The 24,040-nt window shown below is 60.3% G+C and carries 25 protein-coding genes; 6 read left to right on the forward strand and 19 right to left on the reverse strand.

Annotated features, from left to right (window positions below):
* Positions 1-6: 6 nt before the first annotated feature.
* From PSUM_RS00325 to PSUM_RS31690, 4 genes are all read right to left on the reverse strand, one after another.
* Positions 7-2,040, reverse strand: a complete 2,034-nt coding sequence (locus PSUM_RS00325; RefSeq protein WP_033039420.1) for an LTA synthase family protein — start codon at positions 2,038-2,040, stop codon at positions 7-9.
* A gap of 31 nt (positions 2,041-2,071) precedes the next feature.
* Positions 2,072-2,665, reverse strand: coding sequence for a hypothetical protein (locus PSUM_RS00330; protein ID WP_020800217.1), 594 nt, complete (start codon positions 2,663-2,665; stop codon positions 2,072-2,074).
* The gene (locus PSUM_RS00335) at positions 2,662-3,960 is read right to left on the reverse strand and encodes a sialidase family protein (protein ID WP_083348771.1); all 1,299 of its coding nucleotides are present in this window, start codon (positions 3,958-3,960) and stop codon (positions 2,662-2,664) included. The genes PSUM_RS00330 and PSUM_RS00335 overlap by 4 nt, the downstream gene beginning before the upstream one ends.
* Positions 3,961-4,226: 266 nt before the next feature.
* A complete protein-coding gene (locus PSUM_RS31690; protein WP_083348772.1) occupies positions 4,227-4,421 on the reverse strand; it encodes a hypothetical protein in 195 nt (64 codons plus the stop codon).
* Between the two features lie 92 nt (positions 4,422-4,513).
* Here PSUM_RS31690 and PSUM_RS00345 point away from each other — a divergent pair, with 92 nt between their 5' ends.
* On the forward strand, positions 4,514-4,738 hold the full coding sequence (locus tag PSUM_RS00345) for a hypothetical protein (protein WP_083348773.1): 225 nt from the start codon (positions 4,514-4,516) through the stop codon (positions 4,736-4,738).
* A gap of 36 nt (positions 4,739-4,774) precedes the next feature.
* Here the strand turns inward: PSUM_RS00345 and PSUM_RS00350 are convergent, their stop codons facing one another.
* Together PSUM_RS00350 and PSUM_RS00355 are read right to left on the reverse strand one after the other, a co-directional pair.
* The gene (locus PSUM_RS00350; protein ID WP_020800214.1) at positions 4,775-5,047 is read right to left on the reverse strand and encodes a hypothetical protein; all 273 of its coding nucleotides are present in this window, start codon (positions 5,045-5,047) and stop codon (positions 4,775-4,777) included.
* A gap of 115 nt (positions 5,048-5,162) precedes the next feature.
* Positions 5,163-6,071: a MurR/RpiR family transcriptional regulator gene (locus tag PSUM_RS00355; protein WP_020800213.1), complete on the reverse strand. Its 909-nt coding sequence runs from the start codon at positions 6,069-6,071 to the stop codon at positions 5,163-5,165.
* 397 nt (positions 6,072-6,468) lie between these two features.
* Here PSUM_RS00355 and PSUM_RS00360 point away from each other — a divergent pair, with 397 nt between their 5' ends.
* Positions 6,469-7,194 carry a sulfite exporter TauE/SafE family protein gene (locus tag PSUM_RS00360; protein ID WP_083348774.1) on the forward strand — a complete coding sequence of 242 codons (726 nt, stop codon included), beginning with the start codon at positions 6,469-6,471 and terminating at the stop codon, positions 7,192-7,194.
* A 129-nt stretch (positions 7,195-7,323) separates the two neighbouring features.
* Here the strand turns inward: PSUM_RS00360 and PSUM_RS00365 are convergent, their stop codons facing one another.
* The 9 genes from PSUM_RS00365 to PSUM_RS00405 form a co-directional block, all read right to left on the reverse strand.
* Positions 7,324-8,088 (reverse strand): ABC transporter ATP-binding protein, encoded by a 765-nt coding sequence (locus PSUM_RS00365; protein ID WP_083348775.1) that lies wholly within the window; start codon positions 8,086-8,088, stop codon positions 7,324-7,326.
* 18 nt (positions 8,089-8,106) lie between these two features.
* Positions 8,107-9,219: a succinylglutamate desuccinylase/aspartoacylase family protein gene (locus PSUM_RS00370; RefSeq protein ID WP_020800211.1), complete on the reverse strand. Its 1,113-nt coding sequence runs from the start codon at positions 9,217-9,219 to the stop codon at positions 8,107-8,109.
* Positions 9,220-9,227: 8 nt separating this feature from the next.
* Complete coding sequence (locus PSUM_RS00375; protein WP_033045212.1) at positions 9,228-9,926, reverse strand: ABC transporter permease; 699 nt, start codon at positions 9,924-9,926, stop codon at positions 9,228-9,230.
* 14 nt (positions 9,927-9,940) lie between these two features.
* Positions 9,941-10,630, reverse strand: coding sequence for an ABC transporter permease (locus tag PSUM_RS00380; protein WP_020800209.1), 690 nt, complete (start codon positions 10,628-10,630; stop codon positions 9,941-9,943).
* A 91-nt stretch (positions 10,631-10,721) separates the two neighbouring features.
* Positions 10,722-11,498: an ABC transporter substrate-binding protein gene (locus PSUM_RS00385; protein ID WP_033045213.1), complete on the reverse strand. Its 777-nt coding sequence runs from the start codon at positions 11,496-11,498 to the stop codon at positions 10,722-10,724.
* Between the two features lie 359 nt (positions 11,499-11,857).
* Entirely contained in the window at positions 11,858-12,286 is a 429-nt protein-coding gene (locus PSUM_RS00390; protein ID WP_033045215.1) for a hypothetical protein, read from the reverse strand.
* 138 nt (positions 12,287-12,424) lie between these two features.
* A complete protein-coding gene (locus PSUM_RS00395; RefSeq protein ID WP_033045217.1) occupies positions 12,425-12,838 on the reverse strand; it encodes a VOC family protein in 414 nt (137 codons plus the stop codon).
* A gap of 91 nt (positions 12,839-12,929) precedes the next feature.
* On the reverse strand, positions 12,930-13,589 hold the full coding sequence (locus PSUM_RS00400; protein ID WP_033045218.1) for a TetR/AcrR family transcriptional regulator: 660 nt from the start codon (positions 13,587-13,589) through the stop codon (positions 12,930-12,932).
* The gene (locus PSUM_RS00405) at positions 13,576-14,427 is read right to left on the reverse strand and encodes a 3-hydroxybutyryl-CoA dehydrogenase (protein ID WP_083348776.1); all 852 of its coding nucleotides are present in this window, start codon (positions 14,425-14,427) and stop codon (positions 13,576-13,578) included. Before PSUM_RS00405 ends, PSUM_RS00400 begins: the two co-directional genes overlap by 14 nt.
* A gap of 165 nt (positions 14,428-14,592) precedes the next feature.
* Between PSUM_RS00405 and PSUM_RS00410 the strand changes: the two genes are divergently transcribed.
* Both PSUM_RS00410 and PSUM_RS00415 read left to right on the forward strand, forming a co-directional pair.
* Positions 14,593-15,633, forward strand: coding sequence for an AraC family transcriptional regulator (locus PSUM_RS00410; RefSeq protein WP_020800203.1), 1,041 nt, complete (start codon positions 14,593-14,595; stop codon positions 15,631-15,633).
* A 5-nt stretch (positions 15,634-15,638) separates the two neighbouring features.
* Entirely contained in the window at positions 15,639-17,444 is a 1,806-nt protein-coding gene (locus tag PSUM_RS00415) for an ABC transporter ATP-binding protein (protein ID WP_020800202.1), read from the forward strand.
* A 3-nt stretch (positions 17,445-17,447) separates the two neighbouring features.
* On the opposite strand, the gene PSUM_RS00420 is transcribed toward PSUM_RS00415, so the two are convergent.
* The 3 genes from PSUM_RS00420 to PSUM_RS00430 form a co-directional block, all read right to left on the reverse strand.
* Positions 17,448-18,416 (reverse strand): alpha/beta hydrolase, encoded by a 969-nt coding sequence (locus PSUM_RS00420; RefSeq protein WP_083348777.1) that lies wholly within the window; start codon positions 18,414-18,416, stop codon positions 17,448-17,450.
* 173 nt (positions 18,417-18,589) lie between these two features.
* A complete protein-coding gene (locus PSUM_RS00425) occupies positions 18,590-19,591 on the reverse strand; it encodes an NAD(P)H-quinone oxidoreductase (RefSeq protein ID WP_033045222.1) in 1,002 nt (333 codons plus the stop codon).
* 108 nt (positions 19,592-19,699) lie between these two features.
* The gene (locus PSUM_RS00430) at positions 19,700-20,914 is read right to left on the reverse strand and encodes a YbfB/YjiJ family MFS transporter (RefSeq protein WP_033045224.1); all 1,215 of its coding nucleotides are present in this window, start codon (positions 20,912-20,914) and stop codon (positions 19,700-19,702) included.
* A 112-nt stretch (positions 20,915-21,026) separates the two neighbouring features.
* Between PSUM_RS00430 and PSUM_RS00435 the strand changes: the two genes are divergently transcribed.
* Positions 21,027-21,899 carry a LysR family transcriptional regulator gene (locus PSUM_RS00435; protein ID WP_083348778.1) on the forward strand — a complete coding sequence of 291 codons (873 nt, stop codon included), beginning with the start codon at positions 21,027-21,029 and terminating at the stop codon, positions 21,897-21,899.
* Positions 21,900-21,936: 37 nt separating this feature from the next.
* Here PSUM_RS00435 and PSUM_RS00440 read toward each other — a convergent pair whose 3' ends face one another.
* A complete protein-coding gene (locus tag PSUM_RS00440) occupies positions 21,937-22,659 on the reverse strand; it encodes a pirin family protein (RefSeq protein WP_083348779.1) in 723 nt (240 codons plus the stop codon).
* A 289-nt stretch (positions 22,660-22,948) separates the two neighbouring features.
* Here PSUM_RS00440 and PSUM_RS00445 point away from each other — a divergent pair, with 289 nt between their 5' ends.
* Positions 22,949-23,899 carry a GlxA family transcriptional regulator gene (locus PSUM_RS00445; RefSeq protein ID WP_033045225.1) on the forward strand — a complete coding sequence of 317 codons (951 nt, stop codon included), beginning with the start codon at positions 22,949-22,951 and terminating at the stop codon, positions 23,897-23,899.
* The last annotated feature ends 141 nt before the right edge of the window (positions 23,900-24,040 follow it).

The raw sequence follows: 24,040 nt of genomic DNA on the forward strand, positions 1-24,040 counted from the left end.
GAGTGGTTAGTCGCGTACGTTCTGGTACAGCATCAACCGTGAGGTTTCGTGCATGGCGCGGGTCAACCGTGACAGTCGCTTGAACTCCTCGGGGTTTTGCTCGGCCACGTTGTCCAGCGGCGTCGGTGAGGCCAGGTCATGCAGGGTTGGCGAGCTGCCGTCGTGTTCCATCTGCACCATGTAGTGTTGCGTCACGCCGGCAATCAGCGGGAAGGTGCCTTCACGCAACACCAATGGCACCACACGTTCGCCTTCGGGCGCGGGCTGCTGGATATCGCGGCCCATGCCGCTGTTGCGAAACTCCAGGCCGGCCATGCCTGCCACGGTTGGCAGCAGGTCCACCAGGCCGACAGCTTCCTCGACCTTGCGTGTTCCGATCAGGCCTGGCGCGTGGATGATCATCGGCACCGCGTTGCTCTCCAGGCCCAGTTGCTCGTAGGCCGGGGCCAGGAAGGGGATCTGGGCGATACGGGTGTTGTGATCGCCAAACAGCACGAAAATGGTGTTTTCGTACCAGCCGCCGGCCTTGGCGATTTCCATCAGGCGTCCGATGTTGAAGTCCAGCAGGCGTACGGCGTTGTATTGCTCGACGCTGCGCGAGCCGGCGGCCTGGACTTGCTCCAGGGTAGGGTGCTTGACCTCGAAGCCGTCATTGCTCTTTGGAATGGTGAATGGGCGGTGGTTGCCCGCCGTTTGCACATAGGCGAAGAACGGTTTGTCCTTGGGCAACGCTTGCAGGATCTGGTCGGTTTCCTTGAACAGGTCCAGGTCCGAAATGCCCCACACATCCACCACCGGGGATTTCCAGTCGCGCTCGTCGAACAGGCGAACGCCGTCGATGCTTTGCCGGATCAGGGCATTCATGTTGGCCCAGCCGGAGTTGCCGCCAATGGTGTAGATCTTGTCGTAGCCGGTGAAGGCATTGACCAGCGTGTTTTGCCGGGTGATAAGTGGATTACGCGTCGCGGTTTCCTGTCGAGTGACGTCAGGTACCCCGGTAATGCTGGCCCAGACAGTTTTGGCCGTTCCCGTGACCGGCACATAGAAGTGCTTGAAGAACCAGCTCTGCGTGGCCAGGCGATCGATGTTGGGCGTTGGATTGATCGGGTTGCCATAGGCTCCGACGGCACTGGTGCCCAGCGACTCGAGCATGACGAACATCACGTTAGGTGGTCGCGAGCCATTGATTTTGTAAGGTTGTGGCGTCTGGTGGCGGACGAAGTCGAGGGCCTGCGGATCAGGTTTGTCGACGCCCAGATAGTGAGCCATGACCGCGTAATGTTCGCGCACCTGTGCCTCGTCATAGCGTGACTGGCCGACCTTGACGGTGTCGTAGAAAAAAATCACCGGGTTCAGGCCCAGTGCGGCGACCTGGTTGTTGCCCGAGAAGAACGCATCGCTCCAGCGCAGCGGCACGGGGTTCTCGATGTTCAGGTGTTCGACACGGCCCAGGATACCCAGCAGCACCAGCACCACCATCACTGCACCGCCCCATGTCGCGCAGAGCGGGTGAATGGTTTTGCGTGGACGGTCCAGCGTGACGCGCTCCAGACGCACCAGGGCCAGTGTCGCGATTGCGACGGTTGCCAACCAACCCAGTGAGATCCAGATGACCGGGTAGGTTTGCCAGACCATGTCACGGGATATTTGCGCATCCTCGATGAAGCGCAGCACTGTGGCGTTGATCCTCACGCCGAGGTAGGCGTAGTGGCCAAAATCGATGATGTAGATCAGCAGCGCGACGCTGAGGGCGGCTACCAGGTACAGGCGGGCGATGCCGCGCAGGAGGCGGCTGCCGACAAGGTTCCAGCGCGGGATCCAGGCCAGCAATACCAGCGGCAGCATGATCAGGATGGCCAGGCGCAAGTCGAAACGAAAGCCGATGCCCAGAGTTGTCAGCACATGTTCGTCGCCCAGGGCTTTGGCGTCGAAACCGGAAAAGCCGAAAAAGAACACCACCCGCAGTAGTGCGAACAGCACGAAGGCGATCGCTGTTGCACCCAGCCAGTAATGCAGACGTCTCGATTTCAGCCAGCCCATGCCCGTTTCCTTATTGAGATTTCATTGAAGTTCAAGCGCCGCGCAGGGTGATGAGCCGGCGATACGGCCGACGCGCCGCCAGCATCAGCAGTGCCACGCAGCAATACAGGCCCAGCAACGGATCGACCAGGTAATCCCAATAGTTGTGGGAGGGTTTGATCCCGACGAGGAAGGCCAGGGTCGCACAGGTCAACATCACCACGGCCAGGTAATGGCGCAGGTAGAACAGGCCGAGCGTCATCAGTGCGACGAACAACAACAGGGGGCGCGGGCTGTAGCCCCGCCGGTAAGGGTCCAGGTCACTCAGGCCCAGGGTTGCGGGGTACAGCACCAGGGCCAGCGCGGCGAAGAGGATCAATACGCTGGTTTGACCCTGCCGCTCAGGCGGCAGCAGACCTAGCCTGCGCAAACATCCCCAGGCCATGAACACCATTGAGGTGATCGCAAGGTCGTCGATATGGCTGCGCAGGTAAGCGGCCAGCGACAACCCGCCCAGCGGTATGAAGCTGGCGGCCAGCAAGGCAAGCAGCAGCGCGATGCGCCAGGTCCTGCCCAGGCCAAAAGACGGCAGTAACAGGAAGAGGATCATCGCGAAACTGGCATGGGCCTGCCACAGATTAATCATTGGAGACGCTCGGCCAGCCAGGCATCGTTGAAGGTGACGTGCTTGATGAAGGTGTTGTTCCAGGAATAGACCAGGTGATACATCCCGTCGGGACTGCGGAGGAAGTAGGGGTATTCATATTCAAACTCACATTCCTGGCGTTTACACACACGTTTGTCGAGGTTGGCGAGGAATTGCGCCTCCAGCGTCTGGCGCAGCTTGCCACTGGAGCCACGGAATTGTTTGCCGATGATTTCCTTGTAGACCAGAGGGGTATACGGATCGCCCTCTGGATCCGGTGATTTGTCCAGGTCGTGCAACAGGCGCCAATCGTCCATTTTCGCATCGGTGCCATACAGGCTCAGCTTGAAGCGTCCATCCTGCAGGTCATTGAGCGCTACCAGCAACCCGCGGTCCGGCGTCGCAACAGCTGCCAACGAGGAGTTGGGGTTCGAAGGAACCAGCGGATAAGGTTCGCTCCAGCTTTGTCCGGCGTCTTCCGTGCGGCTCGCCAGGACCCGGTGGTGGGTGTCACCGGCATAACGCAACAAGGCGATGCCGCGTTGGCCATCCAGCGGAACGATCGCCGGTTGCAATGAATTATTGCCATGGCTGATGCGGAATTTATCGATCACATCACCGTCTGCGCTCAAGTACAGGTACTCGGCAAACTTGCCGAGGAACTCATGGTAGACCGGCAGGCCGATGGAACCGTCGGCATGGAACACCGGTGCCGACCGGACCAGGGTGCTGATGTTCAGGAACGGTGAAGTGATCAATTGGCGTGGTGCCGACCAATGCCCGCCAAAATCGTCTGAAACCATCACATTGACCGCGCTACCGGCCCATCCGCCCATGGACACGGAAACGTAGAACAGCCACAGGCGGTTGTCCGGCGCGAGGGCAATGACCGGGTTACCCAGTTTGCGGATGTACTTTCGCGTGCTTTGCTGGGTCGAGTCCCGGGTCGCCATGACCTGTTCCTCCCCCCACTCGCCGGTACTCAGGTTGAAACGGGCGGAGCGCACCTGAACATCGGCTGCGCCTTCGCGGGTGCCGGCGAACCAGACCGCCATCAGGCTACCGTCAGGCAAGGCAGTGACCGCCGCCGAATGCACGAAGTCCACCAGCCCGGAGGAGGCGAAACGGCTGGTATAGATGGGTTTAGCGTCCTTATCCGCCACCGCCGAGGCCGGATTGATCAGGGCAAAGGGCGAGTGCTCGGGGGACGGGTGGGTGATCCATGCAGCCGCGAACAGGCAAACAAGGGCAATGTAGATGCCGAATGCAGGAATGCCGGAAAATTTGATGCGCATGATTGGGCCTTTGGCATTTCAAGACCCATTAAAACACTCAACCCCTTACTTTAGTACATAATTGGATTGTAAGAATTTTTGTTTTGCGGGATGTTGATTGAAAATTTGGCTGAGCGCTCCAAGGGCGACTTTTTCAGGGCGTGGAGCGGGTGGGTTCATGACCGTTTCCAGCCGACCCGTTTTCTGCTCGTCGGCACGTTGAAAACAGGCTCAAGATCGGTTCGTTCGAGCCGATGGGGTGGGAGCTGACGGCTTCAAGCAGTTCATTAGCCCGCAATGAAGAAGCCTGAGGCCGCCAGCGTGCCCATCCGGTTTATGATCTGTGGGCGGTGGCGGCACTTGCGCCGATCACCGAGCAGGATGTGGTGGTGATTGGCAACCAGCATTTCCCAGGCTAAACCACGCCGAGCCGGGGCTCGCGCCACGGGCGTGCCGGCCAGTTTTTTTGCCAGCGGAATCATTGAGTTACTGAATGGTCAAAGTCAGGGTTTCAACACCGTGCGGATTTTCCAGCGGCTGAAACCCTCTCACCCCCCACCTTCAGGATGCTCAAATGAATCGCGCAGTAATGATGACCCTGGCCATTTCCAGCCTGCTCTTGCTGGGAGGCTGCGGACCTCACTGGGAAGACGGAGAAAGGTACGGTCGATATCACGATCATGATCATCGCCGTGGCTATGACCGGGGTGATGACCGAGGGTATGACCATCGATACGATCGTCGTGACGATGATCGCGACAACCGTCGTTATCGCGATCGTGACGACCGGGACGACTGATACATCCGGGGCTTTTGAAAAAGGGGTAGAGGTTGGTCAACTGCCAGACTTGCTACCCCTTTGATTCTCCCCGTCGTCCTCCGATGCTGCGTCTTTTTTTATGGAGTGCGCGTCGGCACCGGCGTTTGAACCCGCTGCTTCCTCGCCCTTTTTATCTGCCTTTTCTTCGTTGGATTCCGGCTGGTTGAGCCCGGGAAGTGCCGAAGGTGGAATCGTTGCATCCTCGGTGGTTTTCTCGGCGGCCTGCACGTAAAGCGGCGAAGCCGACAACAAGCCCGTGAGCATGAGAGTGACAATGGTGATGTTCATCGTTTGAGTCTTCCGTGCAAGGGTATGTACGGCATTTGAAGCACGGCTCACAGGAAGGTGCGCAGTGGCAGACGGGCGGCAGATCCGAAGTGTTGCAACGGGCGCCCGGGAACCATCACTTTTTCGGCGATTTGTTGCTTGTGGGGATGTGCAGGTAAGACATCACGCTTTCGGTCAGTTCGGTGGCCAGCTTCACGGCTTCCTTGTTGCGAGCCATCACGCCTGCCACCAGTCCTTCGATCAGGGCAAGCACGGCAATGTTGGAACTGGTCAACACCGGATGGTCAGCCGGGGCAAACAGCACGTGTTCGGCAATGGCGGTGAGCGGGGAGGCGGGTGAGTCGGTGATCGCCAATACCGAGGCGCCGCGCGCGTTGGCAAAACGTGCAAGTTGCAGCGTATCGAGGGAGTAGCGCGGCAGGGAGATCGCGAGCAGTACGTCCTCATCAGTGATGGCAGCCAACCGGTAAGCGGCGTTTTCGTTGCCGCCCTCCATGCTGATGGCGGTTGCGTCCGCGCAGAAGGGCATCAGGGTAGAGGCGGCGAGACCGGCGAAGTAGACGCTGTTGCCAAACCCGAGGATGTAGATTTTCCGCGCCTCGATCAGGCGAGTGACAAAGGCCTCGAAGGTCTCGGCATGGTTGTTGGTCGCCGCCGTGGCGAGATTGCTGCTGGCGCTGTGGATTTGCTCATGCAGGCCAAATGCACCACCCGGTCGATGCGCCAGTTCGTTGCGCAACTTATCGACCGGCGACACCATCTGCTGCAACGTCGCGACCAGCTCGGCTTTCATGCCGGTGTAACCACCCAGGTTCAGCGCCTTGGCCAGTCGATTGACCGCTGCTGGCGAGGTGGATGTCTCTTGAGCCATTTCTTCGATGGTCAGCGTCGCGGCCCTGAGCGGGTGACGCAGGACAAAGTCCGCCACTTTGCGCAGTGACGGCGGCAGGTCGGAAACGATTTCCGCCAGTTTGCGCATCACTGGCGCGGCATAGACCGTGGTGTCTTTCGAAGGGGTTGGCATATCCGGCTCAACATGTCCTGAGGGTTGGAGGTGGGGTGGGGCGAATGACCCGTAGGAGCATGCTCGCTCCTACAGAGGTCTTGCTCGCGAGTGTATCCGAAGCCGACCCTCGCTGTGCGCAGATGACTTATTTCAAGCTACTCGCGCCTGAAGTTGCTGCAGTACTCAGGCTTCACTACGACCATGCAACAAAGTCAGCGAAAACTCCTACAAAATATAAAGAAAGATCTCTCGAGTCATCCACATACAAAAATTAATCGAAGCCTGGCACGGTGGCTTGGTTTATCGAATCCGCAATCACCCTGAGAAAAAATTAACTTACTAAGTTAGTGAAGTTATCGGTGTGTTGGAGCGGCGTTGAAATAGTAAAAAAACCAACATTCGCTCTGGAAGACAAATGACAGAATACTTACTCGTTTTGTTTATCGGGGTCATTTCAGGCGTCGTCAGTGGTGTAATCGGTACGGGGGCATCGATCATGCTTCTGCCTGCGCTCGCCCTTTGTTTCGGCCCCAAGCAGGCGGTGCCGATCATGGCGGTGGCAGCAATCATCGGCAATATTTCAAGAGTTATTCTTTGGCGAAAGGATATTCACTGGAAGGCGTTTTTAGCCTATTCGGTGACAGGGGTACCCGCAGCGGCTCTTGGTGCACACACACTCTGGAGCCTGAAAGCAACCTGGATTGATATAGCCCTCGGGACGTTCTTTCTGCTCATGATTCCCTATCGCCACTGGGCAAAATCAAGAAATTTCACTCTTTCGCTTTGGCAGCTCTTAATCACAGGGGCTTTTGTCGGCTACCTCAGGGGTATTGTTCTTTCTACCGGGCCGCTGACCATTCCAATTTTTTCTGCATACGGGTTATTGAAAGGCCCATTGCTCTCAACCGAAGCAGCCGCCTCGTTTGTTATTTACTTGAGCAAGACAATCACTTTCAAAGCGATTGGAGGCCTTCCCCTGACCGTCGTATTGAAAGGCCTGCTGATCGGAATCTCGCTCGCTGCAGGCATGTCGATTGGCAAATTCATCACGCTGAAAATCTCCATGACGACATTTCAAAGGCTCCTGGATGTTTTAATGCTGCTTTCGGGGTTTTCTTTGATAGCAGGAGGATTGAACTGAGGGAGATGAGCTCGTTGTTTCAGGCGGTTCCGTGAAGAACTTTTTGGGTGGGCAACATCCCGGCCGGAGCGTTCCGAAGCCGACCCTCGGTGTGCAGCGACGGGCCAAGAGTCGGTGTGCGCGGAAGGCTTATTTCAAGCTGCCAGCCAGGAACTGCTGGAGGCGTTCGGACTGCGGGTTGACCAGCACCTCGCGCGGGTCGCCACGTTCCTCGACCTGGCCCTTGTGCAGGAATACCAAGTGGTTCGACACCTCGCGGGCAAAGCCCATTTCGTGGGTCACGACCACCATGGTCCGGCCTTCCAGCGCCAGGTCCTGCATGACCTTCAACACTTCGCCGACCAGTTCGGGGTCGAGTGCCGACGTGGGCTCGTCGAACAGCATTACTTCAGGTTCCATGGCCAGTGCCCGGGCAATCGCCACCCGCTGTTGCTCACCTCCGGACATATGCGCCGGCCAGGCGTCCATGCGGTGTGCCACGCCGACCTTGTTCAGGTAGTGCTCGGCCTTTTCCCGCGCCTGTTTCTTGTCGATGCCCAGTACATGTACCGGTGCTTCCATGACGTTTTCGAGGGCACTCATGTGCGACCAGAGATTGAAGTGCTGAAACACCATCGATAACCGCGAACGCATGCGTTGCAGCTGCCTGGGTTCGGCAGCCTTGAGCCCGCCGAGTTTGTTGCTCACCAGCTTGAGCTGTTCGCCATTGAGCGCGATGTTGCCGGCGTTGGGTTGTTCCAGCAGGTTGATGCAACGCAGGAAGGTGCTTTTGCCCGAGCCGCTGGAGCCGATGATGCTGATGACGTCACCGGCTTTCGCCTCCAGGGACACGCCCTTGAGTACTTCATGGGTGCCGTAGCTTTTTTGCAGGTCCTTTATTTCCAGCTTGTACATGGTTCTGACTCTCTGTTATCAGTCGCTGAGCAAGCGGCCTTGGCGAATGGGGGTACTGCCGGCAATTTTCGCCAGCCACAGGCCGGGCTGGGCAAAGCGCAGGCGTTCGCGGGCGTAAAGAATGCCGTCGGTACTGGCACGCACCACGCTGTGCTGGTCGGTGAGCGGATCAATCACTTCGAACAGCGGATCGCCGACCTTGACCCGGGCCCCCAGCGGTTGCAGATAACTCACCACCCCCGGGTGTGGCGCGTAGGCGTACTGCGCACCGGCGAACGGTGTCGCTTCACACCTGCTTGGTGGCGACGCAGGCCAGTCACCGCTGATCAGGCCTTGATCGGCGAGATAGCCGAGAATGGCTTGCGCGCTGTCGACGCACGTCTCGCGTTCGGTGTCAGCCATGCCGCGCAATTCAATAGTGGTGGCTACACATGCCAGCGCAATATTGGCTTCAGGGAAGCGCTTGGCCAGTTGCAGCCAGGGGAGTGCGCAGGCTTCATCGAAAGCGCTGCCGCCCGCAGCCTCGGCCAACAGGGCAACGCCGGCGTCCAGGCGGGCGGCCAACGAGCGCAGGCGTGGCCAGTTTTGCGGCATGGTATACAACAGCATGATCGACTCGAAGTCGCAGTGCAGGTCCAGCACCACATCGGCGTCGCAGGCATGCTGCAGCAACAGGCGACGCAAACCGTCGAGCTCCGAGGTCGCTGCCGGCAAGTTGGCGAGGGCATCGCCCATGGCGCGGCGGATCAGGGCGACGTTGGCATCGGCATCGTCGCCCAATTGACCTTCCAGTCGCTGCGCGACGTCCTTGCCGAGTTCCGGGAAGTCGCGATTGAAATTCTTCCCGCTGGAGAACTCGAAGCGACCTTGGTGCGTGGCCTGGAACATCTGGGCGATACCGATCGGATTGGCCATTGGCACCAATTCGATCACCCCGTTCAGGCGACCTTGCTCTTCCAGCGCCTGCAGGCGGCGCTTGAGTTCGACGGCGACGCGCATTCCCGGCAATTCATCGGCGTGCAGGGAAGCCTGGATGTAGGCCTTGCGCGCGCCGCTGCCAAAACGGAACAGCGAGAGCTTTCGTTCTGTGCCCGAGGCACTCCACGGCAACAGGTATTGAATGTGTTGCATGAGACTCCTTAGTGCTTGCGCGGTGCCAGGTAGGCCAGCCAGCGGCGCTCGGCCAACTTGAACAGACGAACCAGGATGAAGGTCAGGGCCAGATAGATCAGGCCCGCGGTAATGAACGCCTCGAACGGCAGATAGAACCGTGAACTGACCGTTCGCGCGGCTCCCGTGATATCGACCAGCGTGACGATCGACGCCAGGCTGGTGGTTTGCAGCATCATCAGCACTTCGTTGCTGTACTGCGGCAACGCCCGGCGCAGGGCCGACGGCAGGAGAATCCGCCGGTACAGGGTCAAGCGCGACATGCCCATGGCTTTGGCGGCTTCGATCTCGCCGTAGGCGGTGGCCTTCAGGCTGCCGGCCAACAGTTCGGCGCTGTAGGCACTGGTATTGATCGCAAAGGCCAGGCAAGCGCAGAAAGTTGCACTGGACAGGTACGGCCAGAGCGCGCTTTGGCGTACCGCTTCGAACTGCGCCAACCCGTAATAGATCAGGAACAATTGCACCAGCATCGGCGTGCCGCGAATCACGTAGGTGTAGAGCCAGGCCGGGAAGTTGAGCAGCGGCGAACGGGATACGCGCAGCAACGCGATGGGAATCGCCAGCACCAGGCCAATGGCCAGGGAAATCAGCAGGACTTTGAGGGTCACCAGCGCGCCATTGAAATACAGCGGCAGGTTTTCCCAGATCAGGTTGTAGTCGAGAATCATGCCTGTGCTCCCCGTTACAGTTCGGCGGCTTTGACGCCGACCGAGTAGTGTTTTTCCAGATAGCGCAGCACCAGCAACGACACGCTGGTCAGCATCAGGTAGAGCGCGGCAGCGGTGAGGAAAAACGTGAACGGCTCATGGGTGGCGTCCGCCGCGTTCTTGGCCTTGAACATCATGTCCTGCAAGCCGATCACCGAGATCAGCGCAGTGGATTTGGTCAGCACCAGCCAGTTGTTGGTGAAGCCGGGAATGGCGAAGCGAATCATCTGCGGCACCAGGATCCGCCAGAACACCTGCAGGCCGCTCATGCCATAGGCCGCGCCGGCCTCGCCCTGGCCCTTGGGGATCGCCATGAAGGCGCCACGAAAGGTTTCCGAGAGGTAGGCACCAAAGATGAAGCCCATGGTGCAGACGCCCGCGATAAACGGATTGATGTCGATGTAGCGGGTGTAGCCCAGCGCGAGGGCAAGGCGGTTCACCAGATCCTGGCCGCCATAGAAGATCAGCAGGATCAACACCAGGTCGGGAATCCCGCGGATCAGGGTGGTATAGCCTTCGCCCAGTACCGCCAGCCATTTGAACGGCGACAACCGGAAGGCGGCGCCGATCAGGCCCAGGGCAATGGCCAGGGTCATGGAGGTCAGGGCAAGGTTGATGGTCAGCCAGGCGCCATCGAGAATGCTCGATCCGTAGCCGTGGAGCATGTTGAAGTTCCTCAAGCGAGCGCCGCAAGGCGCACGAGACAAGCCACAAGTGGCGCCTGCACAGGCCTGCGCCAGGGTCTGGGGTAAAGGCTTATTCGCCGTAGATATCGAACGCGAAGTACTTGGCCATCACTTGCTGGTACTTGCCATTGCTGCGGATGGCGTCAATCGCCGCACTCAGGCGCGCAACGTTCGCGCTGTCGCCTTTACGCACTGCAATCCCGGCGCCTTTGCCGAAGTATTTGGGGTCGTTGATGTCGGGTCCGACCAGGGCAAAACCATTACCCAATGGCGTCTTGATGAAGCTCTCGTTGGTGTTGACGACGTCGGCGAGGGTGGCGTCCAGGCGACCCGCTGCCAGGTCGAGGAAGGCTTCATTCTGTGAGGAGTAGCGAACAATCGAGGCGCCGGCTTTCTGAAGCTGCTCGGTGGCGAAACGGTCATAGGTCGAGGAACGTTGGACGCCGACTTTCTTGCCCTTGAGGTCGACCAGCGGGTCGTTGATTACGTTGCCGGCCTTCATCGCGAACTTGCCCGGCGTGTGGTAGTACTTTTTGCTGAAGTCGACGGATTTCATGCGGTCCTCAGTGATCGACATCGACGACAACACGGCATCGATCTTGCGCACTTTCAGTGAGGGGATCATGCCGTCGAATTCCTGGATGACCCATTCGCACCTGACCTTCATTTCTTCGCACAGCGCGTTGCCGATGTCGTAATCGAAACCACTGACATTGCCCTCCGGCGTCTTGAAGGAGAAGGGCGGGTAGGCGGCTTCGATACCGATGCGCAGGCTGTCTTCGTCGGCATGTGCCAGCAAGCTTGCGGCGCACAGTGCCAGAGTACCTAGAAGTTCTGTCTTGTTCATATTGTTGACTCCCTGGATGAGGTGTTTGGGTGTTGCGCGCAGCGATCGTCCGATCTGTCGAAGGGGACCGCTCCGTGGATTTTCGAGGCTATAAATGGCACATAAAATTTCATAAATCAAACAAATGAAAAAAAACATATCAGTGTCGGGCGAAAAATACCGGAGCGTCACTGTCACTATTGGCAGGTCAGGCCCGGGCAAGTCCCACGTGCAACCACGCAGGCGGGCCTGATTGTCGATAGCCGGTTTTTTCTAGATCCGGGGGAGGGGACAGGGGTGGTAAGCGGACACGAATGCGACCGCTGACTCGCGGGGAAACTGCGCCCCGCGTTGTCAATTTCAGCGAAAAAACCTGCTGTTCACTTGTACTTGATCACGATCCCTTTGAGTTTGCGGCCATTGACGGTCTGTACGTCGCGAGCCCATAGCGGCCCGTTGAGATAGGCACCTACCGGCTGGATATGGTCATAGACCACCACCACGGCATCGCCACCGAGCTTGGCGGCTTCTTCGCGCAGTTTCTGCTCGACCTCGGTAATGGGCGGGGCCGGGTCAACACTGGCGTCGATCAATATTTCGCCCAGCCGAACGTGCGGGCGCAGGGGCTCGGAGCGCAATACGACGACTTCACTGGGCAGTGTCGGTGCGGGATGTTCCACGCCAACGTAGGCGGTGGTCTGGGCATCGACTGTCGCGCAACCGCTGAGTGCCAGCAGGGCGGCGGCGAGCCCTCCTGCCAGCAGCGACAGTTTTAGACGGGTGGACCATGACGGGTCATGGGTGTGCATGGTGGTTTCCTCCGAAGGGCCGCTGTCACACGGGTGGCTTGTTGACGGTAGCAGACGGCCCGGGAGTTGCCAGAGTGCCCGACCGTTCCCGGCCGGAGCTGCTCGAAGACTTGAACAGCGGCGCTGTGCGCGATCCTGTTACTGGTCCTTTTCGCAGTTGATCATCCACGACACGCCAAAGCGATCGACCAACATGCCAAAACGCGCGGCCCAGAAGGTGGCCTCGAGCGGCATTTGCACCTTGCCACCTTCGGACAGGGCTGAAAACACCTGTTCAGCCTCCTGGATGCTGTCGACATTCAGCGAAATCGAACAACCGCTCATCTCATCGGTGGGGCGATCGGGAGTGGTGTCCGAGCCCATGATCGCCTGGTCCCCCACGGCCAGCCGGGTGTGGATGATCAGGTTGTGCAGATCCTTGGGGACGTGCTCGGCGGCAGGTGTTTCGCCGAAGGTCAGCATGGCTTCGAGCTGGCCCTTGAGACTTTCGGCATAGAAGGTGAATGCGGCTTTGCAGTCGCCGTTGAAGATCAGGTAGGGATTGATTTTCATGATTGCGCTCCCGGTCAGTGGAAGGTACACATCGAATTGGACGCTGGGTGCAAGCGCGAATTCCGATGGCATCGACTGGGCAAGCAAAGCGCTAAAACGCGGAGGCAGCCTGGGTATTTTTAGATATTTTCTCGATAGGGCGCGCCAGGCTTATAGCCTCGCTCGTGCGCCTCGGCGCGAGCACGCGCTCGATGGCACCGCCGACCAGGTTCTCCAGCAGTTCATCGTGCTCGCTTTCGTCCAGCGAATGGCCGGTCAGCCAGCTGGGTGCGCTGTTAAGCAGGGCGGCGATGGCATGGCCGGCCGCCAGGAGACCTGATTCACTGAACCTCGAACGAGCGCCGAGCAGGACCATCAACTGGCGCTCGTATTGCTCGCGCAATTTTTGCACCCGAGCCTGCTGCTCTTCGTTCAGGCAACTGCTGTCGCGCTCCACCAGGCGATAATGCCAGGGCAAGTCGCGATGTAAATTCAGGTGCGCGCGAATCAGGCTGTTGAGTCGGTCGCGCTTGGCCGGCGCCTGTTGCTTGATGCGCCCCAGCGTGGCCAGCAGCTCTTCGTAGAACTCTTCGATCAAATCCAGCAACAGGTGCTGTTTGCTCGGGTAATGGTGATACAGCGAGCCCGGGGAAAGCCCCAGGCACGTCGCGAGCTCGCGCATGCCCACCTGACCGAAACCCTTGCTGGCGAACAGCTCCAGCACCTTGTCCCGGTATTCGGCGAAACGCGAGCAACGCTCAGGCATAGGCATGGAAGCCGCGCCCCGTCTTGCGTCCCAGGTAACCGGCGGCGACCATTTCCTTGAGCAATGGCGCCGGGCGGTATTTGCTGTCGTTGAAGCCCTCGTAGAAGGCTTGCATGATCGCCAGCAGCGTATCCAGGCCGATCAGGTCCGCCAGGGCCAGCGGGCCGATAGGCTGGTTGCAACCCAGGCGCATGCCGGCGTCGATGTCCTCGGCGCTGGCCAGGCCTTCCTGCAGTACCAGGATCGCTTCGTTGATCATCGGCACCAGGATCCGGTTGACCACGAACCCCGGGCGGTTGCCGGCGGTGATTGCGGTTTTGCCCAGGCGGGTCGCCATGTCCAGCGCCAGGGTGTGGGTTGCATCGCTGGTTTGCAGGCCGCGAATGACTTCGATCAGGCCCATCACCGGCACCGGGTTGAAGAAGTGCAAGCCGATGAAGCGTTCAGGCTGGCTGACACTGCCCGCCAGCTGGGTGATCGACAGCGACGAAGTGTTGGAGGCGATCACGCACTCGGCGCTGACCTGCGCGGCAATCTGTTGCAGCACCCGCAGTTTCAGGTCGAGGTTCTCGGTGGCGGCTTCGATCACCAGTTGCGCATCGTGCAGGCTGCTGTAGTCGGTGCTGGTGCGGATCTTGTCGAGGGCGGCGTTTTTTTGCTCGACGCTCAGGGTTTCCTTGGCGACTTGCCGGTCAAGGTTCTTGCCGACGGTGGCGAGGGCTTTTTGCAAGGCAACCTCGCTGATGTCCAGCAGGGTCACGTTGAAACCGGCCAGGGCGCAGACCTGAGCGATACCATTGCCCATGGTGCCGGCGCCGATCACCCCAATGTTTTGCAGATTCATGTTGCCGTCCTTTCGATAAACCTTGCGATACCTTGGCCGTCGTGATGGCCGAAAGCGTACTATTGCCGCGAGTCTAGAGCCGGCGCAGTGGTTGGCCTATGCCGAAACTGTTCAACGGCACTGATGTTTTTTGCCATTTCGGGTGATGGGGAGCGAAGCGTTCGCATGCGGGAAAAGGACTCGGTAGCCGCCTACTTCGTGCAGGCGATGATCCACGGGCTGGGGGACGATCCACAGCGAGTGCGGGCTGTGCTGGAACAGGCCGGTATCGATCCGGCGCTGATGCAGGACCCCACCTCGCGGGTGTCGGCCAATGCCTTTGCGGCGTTGTGGCTGATTCAGATCCGCGAGCTGAATGACGAGTTCTTCGGGCTCGATTCCCATGGCATGCCGCCGGGCGCATTCGCCCTGATTTGTCGCGCCTTGATCCAGGAGCCGGACCTGCACAAGGCCATGCGCCAGTGCCTGGCCAACTTCGCCCTGTTCCTCCGGGATTTTCGCGGCACGCTGACCGTGCGCGGCAAGCGGGCGGTCATCAGTCTGGACAGCCAGGCGGCCAACGAAGACGTCAGCCGATTCGGCGAAGAGACGTTCCTGGTGTTGATGATCAGCCTGCTCTGCTGGCTGGGTGGGAGGCGCATCCCGATCGACCGCGCGGACTTTCGCCATGCGCGCCTGTCACTCAGCGATGACCGTTTGCTCTGGGGGCCGAACCTGACCTTTGGTGCCGAGCGCACCGAAATCGAGTTCGCCAGTCATTACCTGCGCCTGCCGGTGGTCCAGGACCTGGCGTCGCTCAAAGTGTTCTTGCGCACCGCGCCACAATGGCTGGTGATCCGCTTTCGCAACCAGCACGGCCTGGCGTCGCAGGTACACCAGCGCTTGCGCAACAGCCATTACAGCCAATGGCCGACCCTGCAGGCCTTTGCCCTCGAACAACACCTGAGCCCCAGCACCTTTCGCCGAAAACTCGAACGCGAAGGCTGTTCCTATCAGGAGATCAAGGACGAAGTGCGACGCGCGGTGGCGTTCGAACAGTTGCGCGGGAGCCAGGCCAGTATCGGCGATATCGCCGAACAACTGGGTTTCCAGGAGCCGAGTGCATTTCATCGGGCCTTCAAGAAGTGGACGGGAGAGAGCCCGGGGCGGTATCGGGCGCGGTTTCAGGAGGGACGGCTCGAAACCTCGGCGGAGTCTGACAGGTGAGCCCGATGTTTGACCGTGTCACCTCGCTCCTCGACCAGGCACGCCGTGCCTTGCTCCTTGTCTGGGGTACATCCCGGGGGCTGTTTCTGGGGCTGGTGCTGGCAACGCTGGTCGCCGGTGTACTTCCGGCGCTGGCGGCATGGCTGGGCCAGCGCATTGTCGACGCCGTGGTCTTCGCCATGCAATTGCACGCGCAGCAGGGCAGTGCGCCGTTGTGGCCGGTGCTGCGCTACGTGCTGTTGGAAGCGGGTGTGCTGGCCTTGCTGTCCGCCACCCAGCGGGCGCTGTCGGTACAGCAGTCGCTGTTGCGGGTGCAGCTGGGGCAGAAGGTCAACACGATGATTCTGGAAAAGGCCCAGACGTTATCGCTGGTGCAATTCGAGAATTCGGAGTTCTACGACAAGCTGGTGCGGGTTCGGCGCGAAGCCTCGACCCGGCCGTTGGCGTTGGTGATGAAGTCGCTGGGGCTGATCCAGAACCTGATCGTGCTGATCAGCTTCGGTGTGTTGCTGGTGCATTTTTCACCTTGGGCCCTGGTGTTGCTGGTGGTCGGTGCGTTGCCGGTATTTTTTGCCGAGGCGCACTTTTCCGGCGATGCCTTTCGCCTGTTTACCCGCCGCGCACCGGAGAGCCGGCAGCAGAACTACATCGAGACGTTGCTTTCCCATGAGGGCTACATCAAGGAGGTCAAGCTGTTCGGTTTCGCGCCGCTGCTGTTGCAGCGTTACCGCGACACCTTTGCCAGGCTTTACGCCGAGGACCGGCGGCTGACCCTGCGTCGCGATGGCTGGGGATTTGCTCTCGGCCTGCTGGGCACCGCGGCGTTCTACCTGGCCTATGCCTGGGTGGTGGTCGACGCGGTCCACGGCAGTATCAGCCTCGGCCAGATGACCATGTACCTGGTGTTGTTCAAGCAAGGACAGGCGGCGGTGAGCAGCAGCCTGAGCGCCATCAGTGGTTTGTACGAGGATGGCCTCTACCTGTCGAGCCTCTACGAATACCTGGCCGAACCCGTGGTTGCCGACACCGGTCATCTGACCGTGGGCGCGGTGCCTGGCGACGGCCTGCGCTTCGAGAACGTCGGCTTTCGTTACCCGGGGGCCAGTCGCGCCGCGCTGACAGGCATCGACCTGCATCTGGTGCCGGGGCACAGTGTGGCGCTGGTGGGGGAGAACGGTTCGGGCAAGACCACGCTGATCAAACTGTTGACCCGGCTGTATCGGCCCGATCAAGGACGCATCCTGCTGGATGGCAGCGATCTGCAAGCCTGGGAGGAAGACGCGCTACGCCGGCGGATTGGGGTGATCTTCCAGGACTACATCCGCTACCAGTTTTCCGTCGGCGAGAACATCGGCGTGGGCGACACGTTGGCGTTCAAGGATGAGCAGCGCTGGCAGCAAGCCGCCGCCGAAGGCATGGCTGCGCCGTTCATCGAGCGCCTCGATCGCGGCTATGCCACGCAACTGGGGCGCTGGTTTGCCGGAGGGCTGGAGCTGTCTGGTGGGCAATGGCAGAAAATCGCCCTGTCGCGCGCCTACATGCGCCGCGATGCCGATATCCTGATCCTCGACGAGCCGACCTCGGCACTCGATCCGGCGGCGGAAGCGGCGGTGTTCGAGCATTTCAGCCAGCACACCCAAGGTCGCATGACCCTGCTGATTTCCCACCGTTTTTCCAGCGTGCGCAACGCCGATCACATCATCGTGCTGGATCAGGGCAGCATCCTTGAACGTGGCGATCATGCCACGCTGGTCACGGCCGGGGGGCGTTATGCGCAGCTGTTCGACCTGCAGGCCCGGGGTTATCGATAACACTCAGGAATCCTGGGCACCCCGTGACACCATGCCCCGTGAACCCTTAGCCCCGGCTATCTGCGGTTTTGCCCGCATCAGGCCTTCGAGCGCCTGGCGATACTGGCTGCCGCCCAGGCTCATGCTGTTGTTGTGCGTGCCGCCGGGTATCAGCAACAAGCGCTTGGGTTCATTGGCCGCATTGAACAACTGCTGACTGAACCGCGACGGCATGAACTGATCGGCCAGGCCATGGACCACCAGCAACGGCATGTCGATGTCGACGATCTTGTCGATGGAGTCGAACTTCTGCGACAGCAACCAGCGCACCGGCAACCAGTTCACCGGCAGGTTGTTGCCCGCGACTTCAGTGACGGCATCGCCCAGGGAGGTGAAGGTGGACTCGATCACCAGGCCGCGCACCGGGACCGGGCGTTTTGCCTTTTTCGCCTGGGCGGTCAGGTCTGCCGCCAGGTCGATGGCCACCGCGCCACCCAGGGAGTGGCCGTAGATCAAGCGCTTGCTGGCATCCGGTTGCATCGCGGTGAAACGATCCCAGGCGGCCCGGGCATCTTCGTAAACGCTGGCTTCCGACGGCAGGTCGCCCTGGCTCTGTCCGAATCCGCGATAATCGATCGCCAGCACCGAGTAGCCCATGGCTCGCAACTGCTCGATGCGAAAGGCCTGGCCGGTCAGGTTCCAGCGTACGCCGTGCAGGTAGAGAATCGATGGCGCGTCACGGCGCGCGGCCGGCCACCACCAGGCATGCAGGTTTTGCCCGGCCTTGAACTCGACGGGCTTGATGTCGAATTCCTGCACGTCCCCAGGCAAACCGCGATACCAGCGGGCCGTGCCCGGTTCAATGCGAAACAGCAACTCGCGCTCTTTGTACTTGAGTGCGCCGCAACCCACGGGCAGGCCGACGACCAGCGCGGCCATGCACAGCAGCGGCAGCCAGCGCAGGCGCAGGCGAGTGAGGAGGGCAGTGGCCATCGGGTGGTTCACCGGTATGGACATGAAGTGCGCGTTTTAACAGATGCGCGCGCGGGGTGGGGAAAAATGCGACTTGTGGGAGCGGGGTTGCTCCAGGCGGCGCTGCGACGAAGGCGATGGCACAGTCGACATTGATGCTGTCTGACACACCGCCATCGCCAGCAAGCCGGCTCCTACAGGTCCACGCGCAGCACGATTTTGCCGATGTGGTCGCCGGCTTCCATCCGCGTATGGGCTTGTGCCGCCTCGGTGAGCGCGTAAACCTGGTCGATCATCGGCAGGCAACGCCCGGCCGCAAGTACCGGCCAAACATATTCGCGCAGCTGTTCGGCGATCGAGGCTTTTTCTTCCCGGGTGCGCGAACGCAACAGCGAACCGGTGACCACGGCGCGCTTGGCCATGATCGCCAGCAAATCGACATCCTTGCCGAAGGCACCGCCGAGGAAGCCCAGCATCACCAGTCGACCTTCCATGCCCAATGCCGCGATATTCTGGTTCAGGTACGAGCCGCCCATGATGTCGAGGATGACATTGACACCTTTGCCGGCGGTTTTTTCCGCAATGACCTGGACGAAGTCCTGATCGCGATAGTTGATCGCTTCGGCGCCCAATTGGCGGATTACCGCACACTTTTCCTCACTGCCCGCCGTGGCGAATGCCTTGATGCCGAACTCGCGGCACAACATCAGCGCGGTGGTGCCGATGCCGCTGGTGCCGCCGTGGATCAACGCGCGCTGGCCTTTGCTGGCGCCGCCCATGTCGAACAGATTGGCCCACACCGTAAAGAAGGTCTCCGGGACCGCCGCCGCGTGCACCCAGTCCATGCCTTCGGGTATCGGCAGGGCCTGGCTGGCCGGGACCACGCAGTACTGCGCATAGCCGCCGCCATTGGTCAGCGCACAGACCTTGTCGCCGACGATAAAATCACTGACTTGCGCGCCAACGGCGACCACTTCACCGGCCACTTCCAGTCCCGGGATCGGGTTCATGCCGGGTTTCATCGGGTACTTGCCGGCGCGCTGGATCACGTCGGGGCGATTGACCCCGGCGGCGTGCACGCGGATCAGCACTTCACCGACGCCCGCCGTGGGCAAGGGTACCTGGCGCGGTTGCAGGACTTCAGGAGCGCCGGGTTGGGTGATTTCAATCAAGGTCATGTCTTTAGGCAAATTCATTGCATATACCTACCTGTGTGGAAAATCAAAAGATCGCAGCCTGCGGCAGCTCCTACATGGGAATGCAGACACCTGTAGGAGCTGCCGCAGGCTGCGATCTTTTGACCTTCATGGGCAACTGGCCTGAACAACAGGGTCAGGTCGATTCATCAAACGCACCGCCAACTCCAGCAACAACGCCACCACAATGGCTCCGGCCGCAATCTCGAACATCAGCCCATGATGGCCGCCGCTGGCATTGAACAGGGCCGAATACGCGAAACCGGAAATGGCCTGGAAGGTGGCGAAGGACACAGTGGCGCGACTCCAGACCACCTGTTGCTGATGATGCCCTGGGACCAGTTCGTGAACCCGTGCCAGTGCCAGCGGCACGATGCCTGGGGGGAATGATCCGAGGATCAGCGCCAGCACGGCCAATGAGGCGAAGGCGCTGGATACCGACAGCGCAGCCACGGCAATCGCCTGCACCAGCAACACCATGCGGATACTGCGCTTGGCGCCCAACTGATCCGCAAGAAAACCATAGCTCACCGGCCCGACAATCGCGCCGAGGCCGTACATCACCCAGATCAGTGCGCCGACATGTTGCCCGGCGCCGAGGCCGCGAGCCACGTAATCCACCAGGAACACCATGGCCGGCACCAGCCCCGCCGCCATGAGTGCGTATTGGGCAAACAGCAGGTAGACACCCGGGTGGGTGCGGGTCGGCGCGGCATGGTGCGTCTCTGTCGTCATTGCCTGGTGTGCGACCGCCGGCCAGCCAAACCAGCTGATGGCGGTCAGGATCAGTGCCAGCAAACCGAGGCCGAGCCAGGTTTGCTGCAGGCCCAGGCTCAGCAACGGCGGAACGATCGTTCCCGAACCGGCAATGCCCAGCCCTATGCCGAGAAAGATCGCGCCACTGGCCAGGCCTCTGCGCGAGGCGGGCACATGCGGCAACACCGTCGACGCCACCAGCACCATGATCGCGCCGCCGGCGACACCCGAGAGTAAACGCCAGCCGAAAAACCAGCTCACCGACAAGGGGAACGCACAGGCGAAGAACGACAGTGTGACCGCCAGCATCATCAGCCGCAGTGCGCTTTTGTTGGACGTGCGACGTGCCAGCGGCTGGCCGATCAGTGCACCGATCAGGTAGCCCACCAGGTTGGCGGCACCGAGGTACACCACGTCGCTGGCGGAAAACCAATGGGCCTGGATCAGCGAGGGAATCAACGGCGTATAGGCAAAACGTGCCAGGCCAATGCTGACCAGGCTGGCGCACAGGCCGGCAAGGATCGGTAGCCAGAATGCATTGCGTGGGGTGTTCGAGGGAGTGAGCATAAACGCTCTCCTGCAGATTTTTACTGGTGATCAGCTTAACCAACTTCTGTGATGCACTAATGCAGCGATTTCGCGTTATGGTGATGCATAAATGCATCTTATGGAGGACCCAATGAATTGGGATGACGCACGGGTGTTTCTCGCGGTCTGCCGCGAATCAACACTGCGCGGTGCCGCGCGGGTATTGGGTGTCGATCAGGCCACGGTGGGGCGGCGCATCACTGCGCTGGAAAAATCATTGAACGCCACGTTGTTCCTGCGCACCAGCGATGGGTATGCGCTGACAGCCGTGGGCGAAGCGGCGATGCGCGCGGTTGAGAAAATGGAGCATTCGGCTCTGGAACTGCAGCGGCGCATCCAGGGCCTCGACGACCGGCTGACGGGCATTGTGAGGGTGACCACCACCGACTCCCTGGCCATCGACTTCCTGATTCCGGCCGTCGCCCGCCTGCATCAACGTCACCCCGACGTGCGGGTGCAACTGGACGCCTCGACACAAATCCTCAGCCTGGCCAAACGCGAAGCCGATATCGCCGTGCGCAATACCCGGCCGGACAACCCGGACCTCATAGCCCGGCGAATCGCCCGTTGGCCGGTGGGCCTGTTCGCCTCGCAAGCCTACGTGGATGCCCACGGTATTCCCTCGCCAGGATCGGCATTCGAAGGGCATGACCTGGTGGTTTACCAGCCGTATTTGCAAGGTGGAAAGGACATGACACTGGTCAACGAACCCGTAGTGCGCGGGCGGATTGCCGCGAGCCTGAGTTCCAGCCTGCTGGTGCGGCGTTCGATTGCCGCAGGCATCGGGATCGGGGAGATTCCCGTGTATGTGGGGGAGAAAGATGGGCTGGTCCGACTGTGGCCGGAGCGCACGCGGCCGTTGCCGTATGACGTGTGGCTGGTGACCCACGCGGACCTTCGGCATACCGCGAGGGTCCGTGCGGTGATTGATGAGATTGTCGAAGGTTTTTCCGGGAACCTGTAGGAGCATGCTCGCTCCTACAGGGGCTGGTGTAGGCCTGTTATGGCATTTCTGGCAGTTCTTGCGGGCGCAAGTCGAACACCAGCACCTCGGCATCCACCCCATTGCTCAAGGTCAGCAACTGTTCCTCGCGAACCCGCACACCGTCGCCTGCCTGCATCGGCACGCCGTTGAGTTCGACGCGACCGCGAGCCACATGCACGTAGGCGTAGCGATTGGCGGCCAGTTCCAGAGTCGCAGTTTCCTTGCCATCGATCAGGCCGGCATACACTCGCGCATCCTGGCGCACTTTCAGCGAGCGCTGGGCGCCATCGGGGGAGATAATCAATTGCAGGCGACCGCGTTTCTTCTGCGTGCTGAAGTGTTCTTGCTGATAGCGCGGTTTGGCTCCGCTGACGTCAGGGACGATCCAGATTTGCAGGAAGTGCACGGGCCGCGAGTCCGAGTGGTTGTACTCGCTGTGCGCCACGCCGCTGCCGGCACTCATCAACTGTACGTCGCCGGGACGGATCACCGAGCCAGTGCCCAAGGTATCCTTATGTTCCAGCGCACCCTCGAGCACGTAGGAGAAAATCTCCATGTCGCGGTGCGGATGCTGGCCGAAACCCTTGCCGGCTGCCACGCGGTCATCGTTGATCACCAGCAGGTCGGAAAAACCCTGTTCTTTCGGGTTGCGATAGCTGGCGAAGGAAAAGGTATGGAACGACTTCAGCCAACCGTGATTAGCCAGGCCACGATCCGATGCTTTGCGAAGGGTCAGCATGATGAAATCTCCTGTGGGGACGTCAATTCGTCCGAGTGAGGAGAAGGTTAATGTTTATCGATTGATGCAATAAGTAGCTGAAAATTGAAATACTGTCTCTTTCAGATTGACAATAATGCGCCTGAGGGCGCGGTACCCTGTGGGAGCGGGCTTGCTCGCGAATGCGGTGTTACATTCAACAATTTTGGTGACTGACAAACCGCATTCGTCGGAACGCTGCCCGGAGCAAGCCCGCTTCGACAAGTGCTTGTGCGCAGTACATATCCTTTTTTCCAGTGATGTTGAACCCATGAAAACCGTAGCAATGGTGCTGTTTCCCGACTTTCTCCTGCTCGACATGGCCGGGCCCATGGAGGTGTTTTCCATTGCCAATCGTTATCTGAAACCCGATGACCACTATGTACTGACGACCCTTGGCACCGAGCCCGGCGCCTTGAGGGCGTCCAATGGCGTGAAGGTGCAGGCAGACTTGCCTGTCGATCAGGCCTGTGATGGCTTCGATTTGCTGCTGGTGCCCGGTGGGCCTGGTGCCTACAACCAAAAATATCCGCCCTTGCTCGAGTGGCTCAAGCACAACGTCAGTCGATCGAAAACCTATGGTTCGATCTGTACCGGGGCGTTTGTGCTGGGACACGCCTGTTTGCTCGACGGCTATCGCGTGACCACCCACTGGCATTACACCGACCGGTTGATCAAGGCATTCCCCAAGGCGACGGTCGAGACCGACCAGATTTATGTCCAGGACCGCAACCTCATCACTTCCGGCGGCGTCACCGCCGGCATTGACCTGGCGCTGGCGGTGGTCGCCCAAGACCATGGCAAGAAGGTCGCCCAGGATGTGGCCAAGGTGTTGTTGGTGGTCATGAAGCGCCAGGGTGGCCAGGCGCAGTTCAGCCCGTTGATGGCGGCAGTGGCTCCGCACGAAACGGCGATTACCCGGGTGCAGAACCATGTGCTCGAACATCTGGACGAAACTTTCAGCATTGAGCGCATGGCCGGCCTCGCGAATATGAGCCCGCGGCATTTCGCCAGGGTCTTCGCCCGGGAAGTGAGCATGACACCCATGGAGTTTCTGCAAAGCGCACGTATCGACTGCGCCAGGAGCCTGCTGGAATCCGGTGACTTGCCGCTCAAGACGGTAGCGTTCAAAAGTGGATTCGGCAGCGTGCGGCACATGCGTTTCCTGTTCGGTGAAAAGCTTGGCCTGACCCCGACCCAGTATCGCGAGCAATTCAGCTAGCGCCCTTGTCCGTCGTGCGCACCCTAATGGCCGTGACGCTCCCCCCGTGGCTGTTGTACCGTCACCTGGGCCTGCCAAGATACCGCTGAGCTCATTGCAATGAAGGTACGCAGCGCCTGGATGGTTGCGCGTGCCGAGCAG

It is taken from the genome of Pseudomonas umsongensis, from assembly GCF_002236105.1.
Lineage (GTDB): Bacteria > Pseudomonadota > Gammaproteobacteria > Pseudomonadales > Pseudomonadaceae > Aquipseudomonas > Aquipseudomonas umsongensis.

Excerpts from the sequence above, each read along its gene's own strand:
- PSUM_RS00410 (WP_020800203.1), top strand. The coding sequence starts at position 14,593 with ATGCGGGAAAAGGACTCGGTAGCCGCCTACTTCGTGCAGGCGATGATC.
- PSUM_RS00350 (WP_020800214.1), bottom strand. The coding sequence starts at position 5,047 with ATGAACATCACCATTGTCACTCTCATGCTCACGGGCTTGTTGTCGGCT.
- PSUM_RS00440 (WP_083348779.1), bottom strand. The coding sequence starts at position 22,659 with ATGCTGACCCTTCGCAAAGCATCGGATCGTGGCCTGGCTAATCACGGT.
- PSUM_RS00405 (WP_083348776.1), bottom strand. The coding sequence starts at position 14,427 with ATGAATCTGCAAAACATTGGGGTGATCGGCGCCGGCACCATGGGCAAT.
- PSUM_RS00430 (WP_033045224.1), bottom strand. The coding sequence starts at position 20,914 with ATGCTCACTCCCTCGAACACCCCACGCAATGCATTCTGGCTACCGATC.
- PSUM_RS00365 (WP_083348775.1), bottom strand. The coding sequence starts at position 8,088 with ATGTACAAGCTGGAAATAAAGGACCTGCAAAAAAGCTACGGCACCCAT.
- PSUM_RS00445 (WP_033045225.1), top strand. The coding sequence starts at position 22,949 with ATGAAAACCGTAGCAATGGTGCTGTTTCCCGACTTTCTCCTGCTCGAC.
- PSUM_RS00385 (WP_033045213.1), bottom strand. The coding sequence starts at position 11,498 with ATGAACAAGACAGAACTTCTAGGTACTCTGGCACTGTGCGCCGCAAGC.
- PSUM_RS00425 (WP_033045222.1), bottom strand. The coding sequence starts at position 19,591 with ATGAATTTGCCTAAAGACATGACCTTGATTGAAATCACCCAACCCGGC.
- PSUM_RS00360 (WP_083348774.1), top strand. The coding sequence starts at position 6,469 with ATGACAGAATACTTACTCGTTTTGTTTATCGGGGTCATTTCAGGCGTC.
- PSUM_RS00395 (WP_033045217.1), bottom strand. The coding sequence starts at position 12,838 with ATGAAAATCAATCCCTACCTGATCTTCAACGGCGACTGCAAAGCCGCA.
- PSUM_RS00335 (WP_083348771.1), bottom strand. The coding sequence starts at position 3,960 with ATGCGCATCAAATTTTCCGGCATTCCTGCATTCGGCATCTACATTGCC.
- PSUM_RS00325 (WP_033039420.1), bottom strand. The coding sequence starts at position 2,040 with ATGGGCTGGCTGAAATCGAGACGTCTGCATTACTGGCTGGGTGCAACA.
- PSUM_RS00345 (WP_083348773.1), top strand. The coding sequence starts at position 4,514 with ATGAATCGCGCAGTAATGATGACCCTGGCCATTTCCAGCCTGCTCTTG.
- PSUM_RS00400 (WP_033045218.1), bottom strand. The coding sequence starts at position 13,589 with ATGCCTATGCCTGAGCGTTGCTCGCGTTTCGCCGAATACCGGGACAAG.
- PSUM_RS00380 (WP_020800209.1), bottom strand. The coding sequence starts at position 10,630 with ATGCTCCACGGCTACGGATCGAGCATTCTCGATGGCGCCTGGCTGACC.
- PSUM_RS00415 (WP_020800202.1), top strand. The coding sequence starts at position 15,639 with ATGTTTGACCGTGTCACCTCGCTCCTCGACCAGGCACGCCGTGCCTTG.
- PSUM_RS31690 (WP_083348772.1), bottom strand. The coding sequence starts at position 4,421 with ATGATTCCGCTGGCAAAAAAACTGGCCGGCACGCCCGTGGCGCGAGCC.
- PSUM_RS00375 (WP_033045212.1), bottom strand. The coding sequence starts at position 9,926 with ATGATTCTCGACTACAACCTGATCTGGGAAAACCTGCCGCTGTATTTC.
- PSUM_RS00435 (WP_083348778.1), top strand. The coding sequence starts at position 21,027 with ATGAATTGGGATGACGCACGGGTGTTTCTCGCGGTCTGCCGCGAATCA.
- PSUM_RS00370 (WP_020800211.1), bottom strand. The coding sequence starts at position 9,219 with ATGCAACACATTCAATACCTGTTGCCGTGGAGTGCCTCGGGCACAGAA.
- PSUM_RS00355 (WP_020800213.1), bottom strand. The coding sequence starts at position 6,071 with ATGCCAACCCCTTCGAAAGACACCACGGTCTATGCCGCGCCAGTGATG.
- PSUM_RS00330 (WP_020800217.1), bottom strand. The coding sequence starts at position 2,665 with ATGATTAATCTGTGGCAGGCCCATGCCAGTTTCGCGATGATCCTCTTC.
- PSUM_RS00390 (WP_033045215.1), bottom strand. The coding sequence starts at position 12,286 with ATGCACACCCATGACCCGTCATGGTCCACCCGTCTAAAACTGTCGCTG.
- PSUM_RS00420 (WP_083348777.1), bottom strand. The coding sequence starts at position 18,416 with ATGGCCACTGCCCTCCTCACTCGCCTGCGCCTGCGCTGGCTGCCGCTG.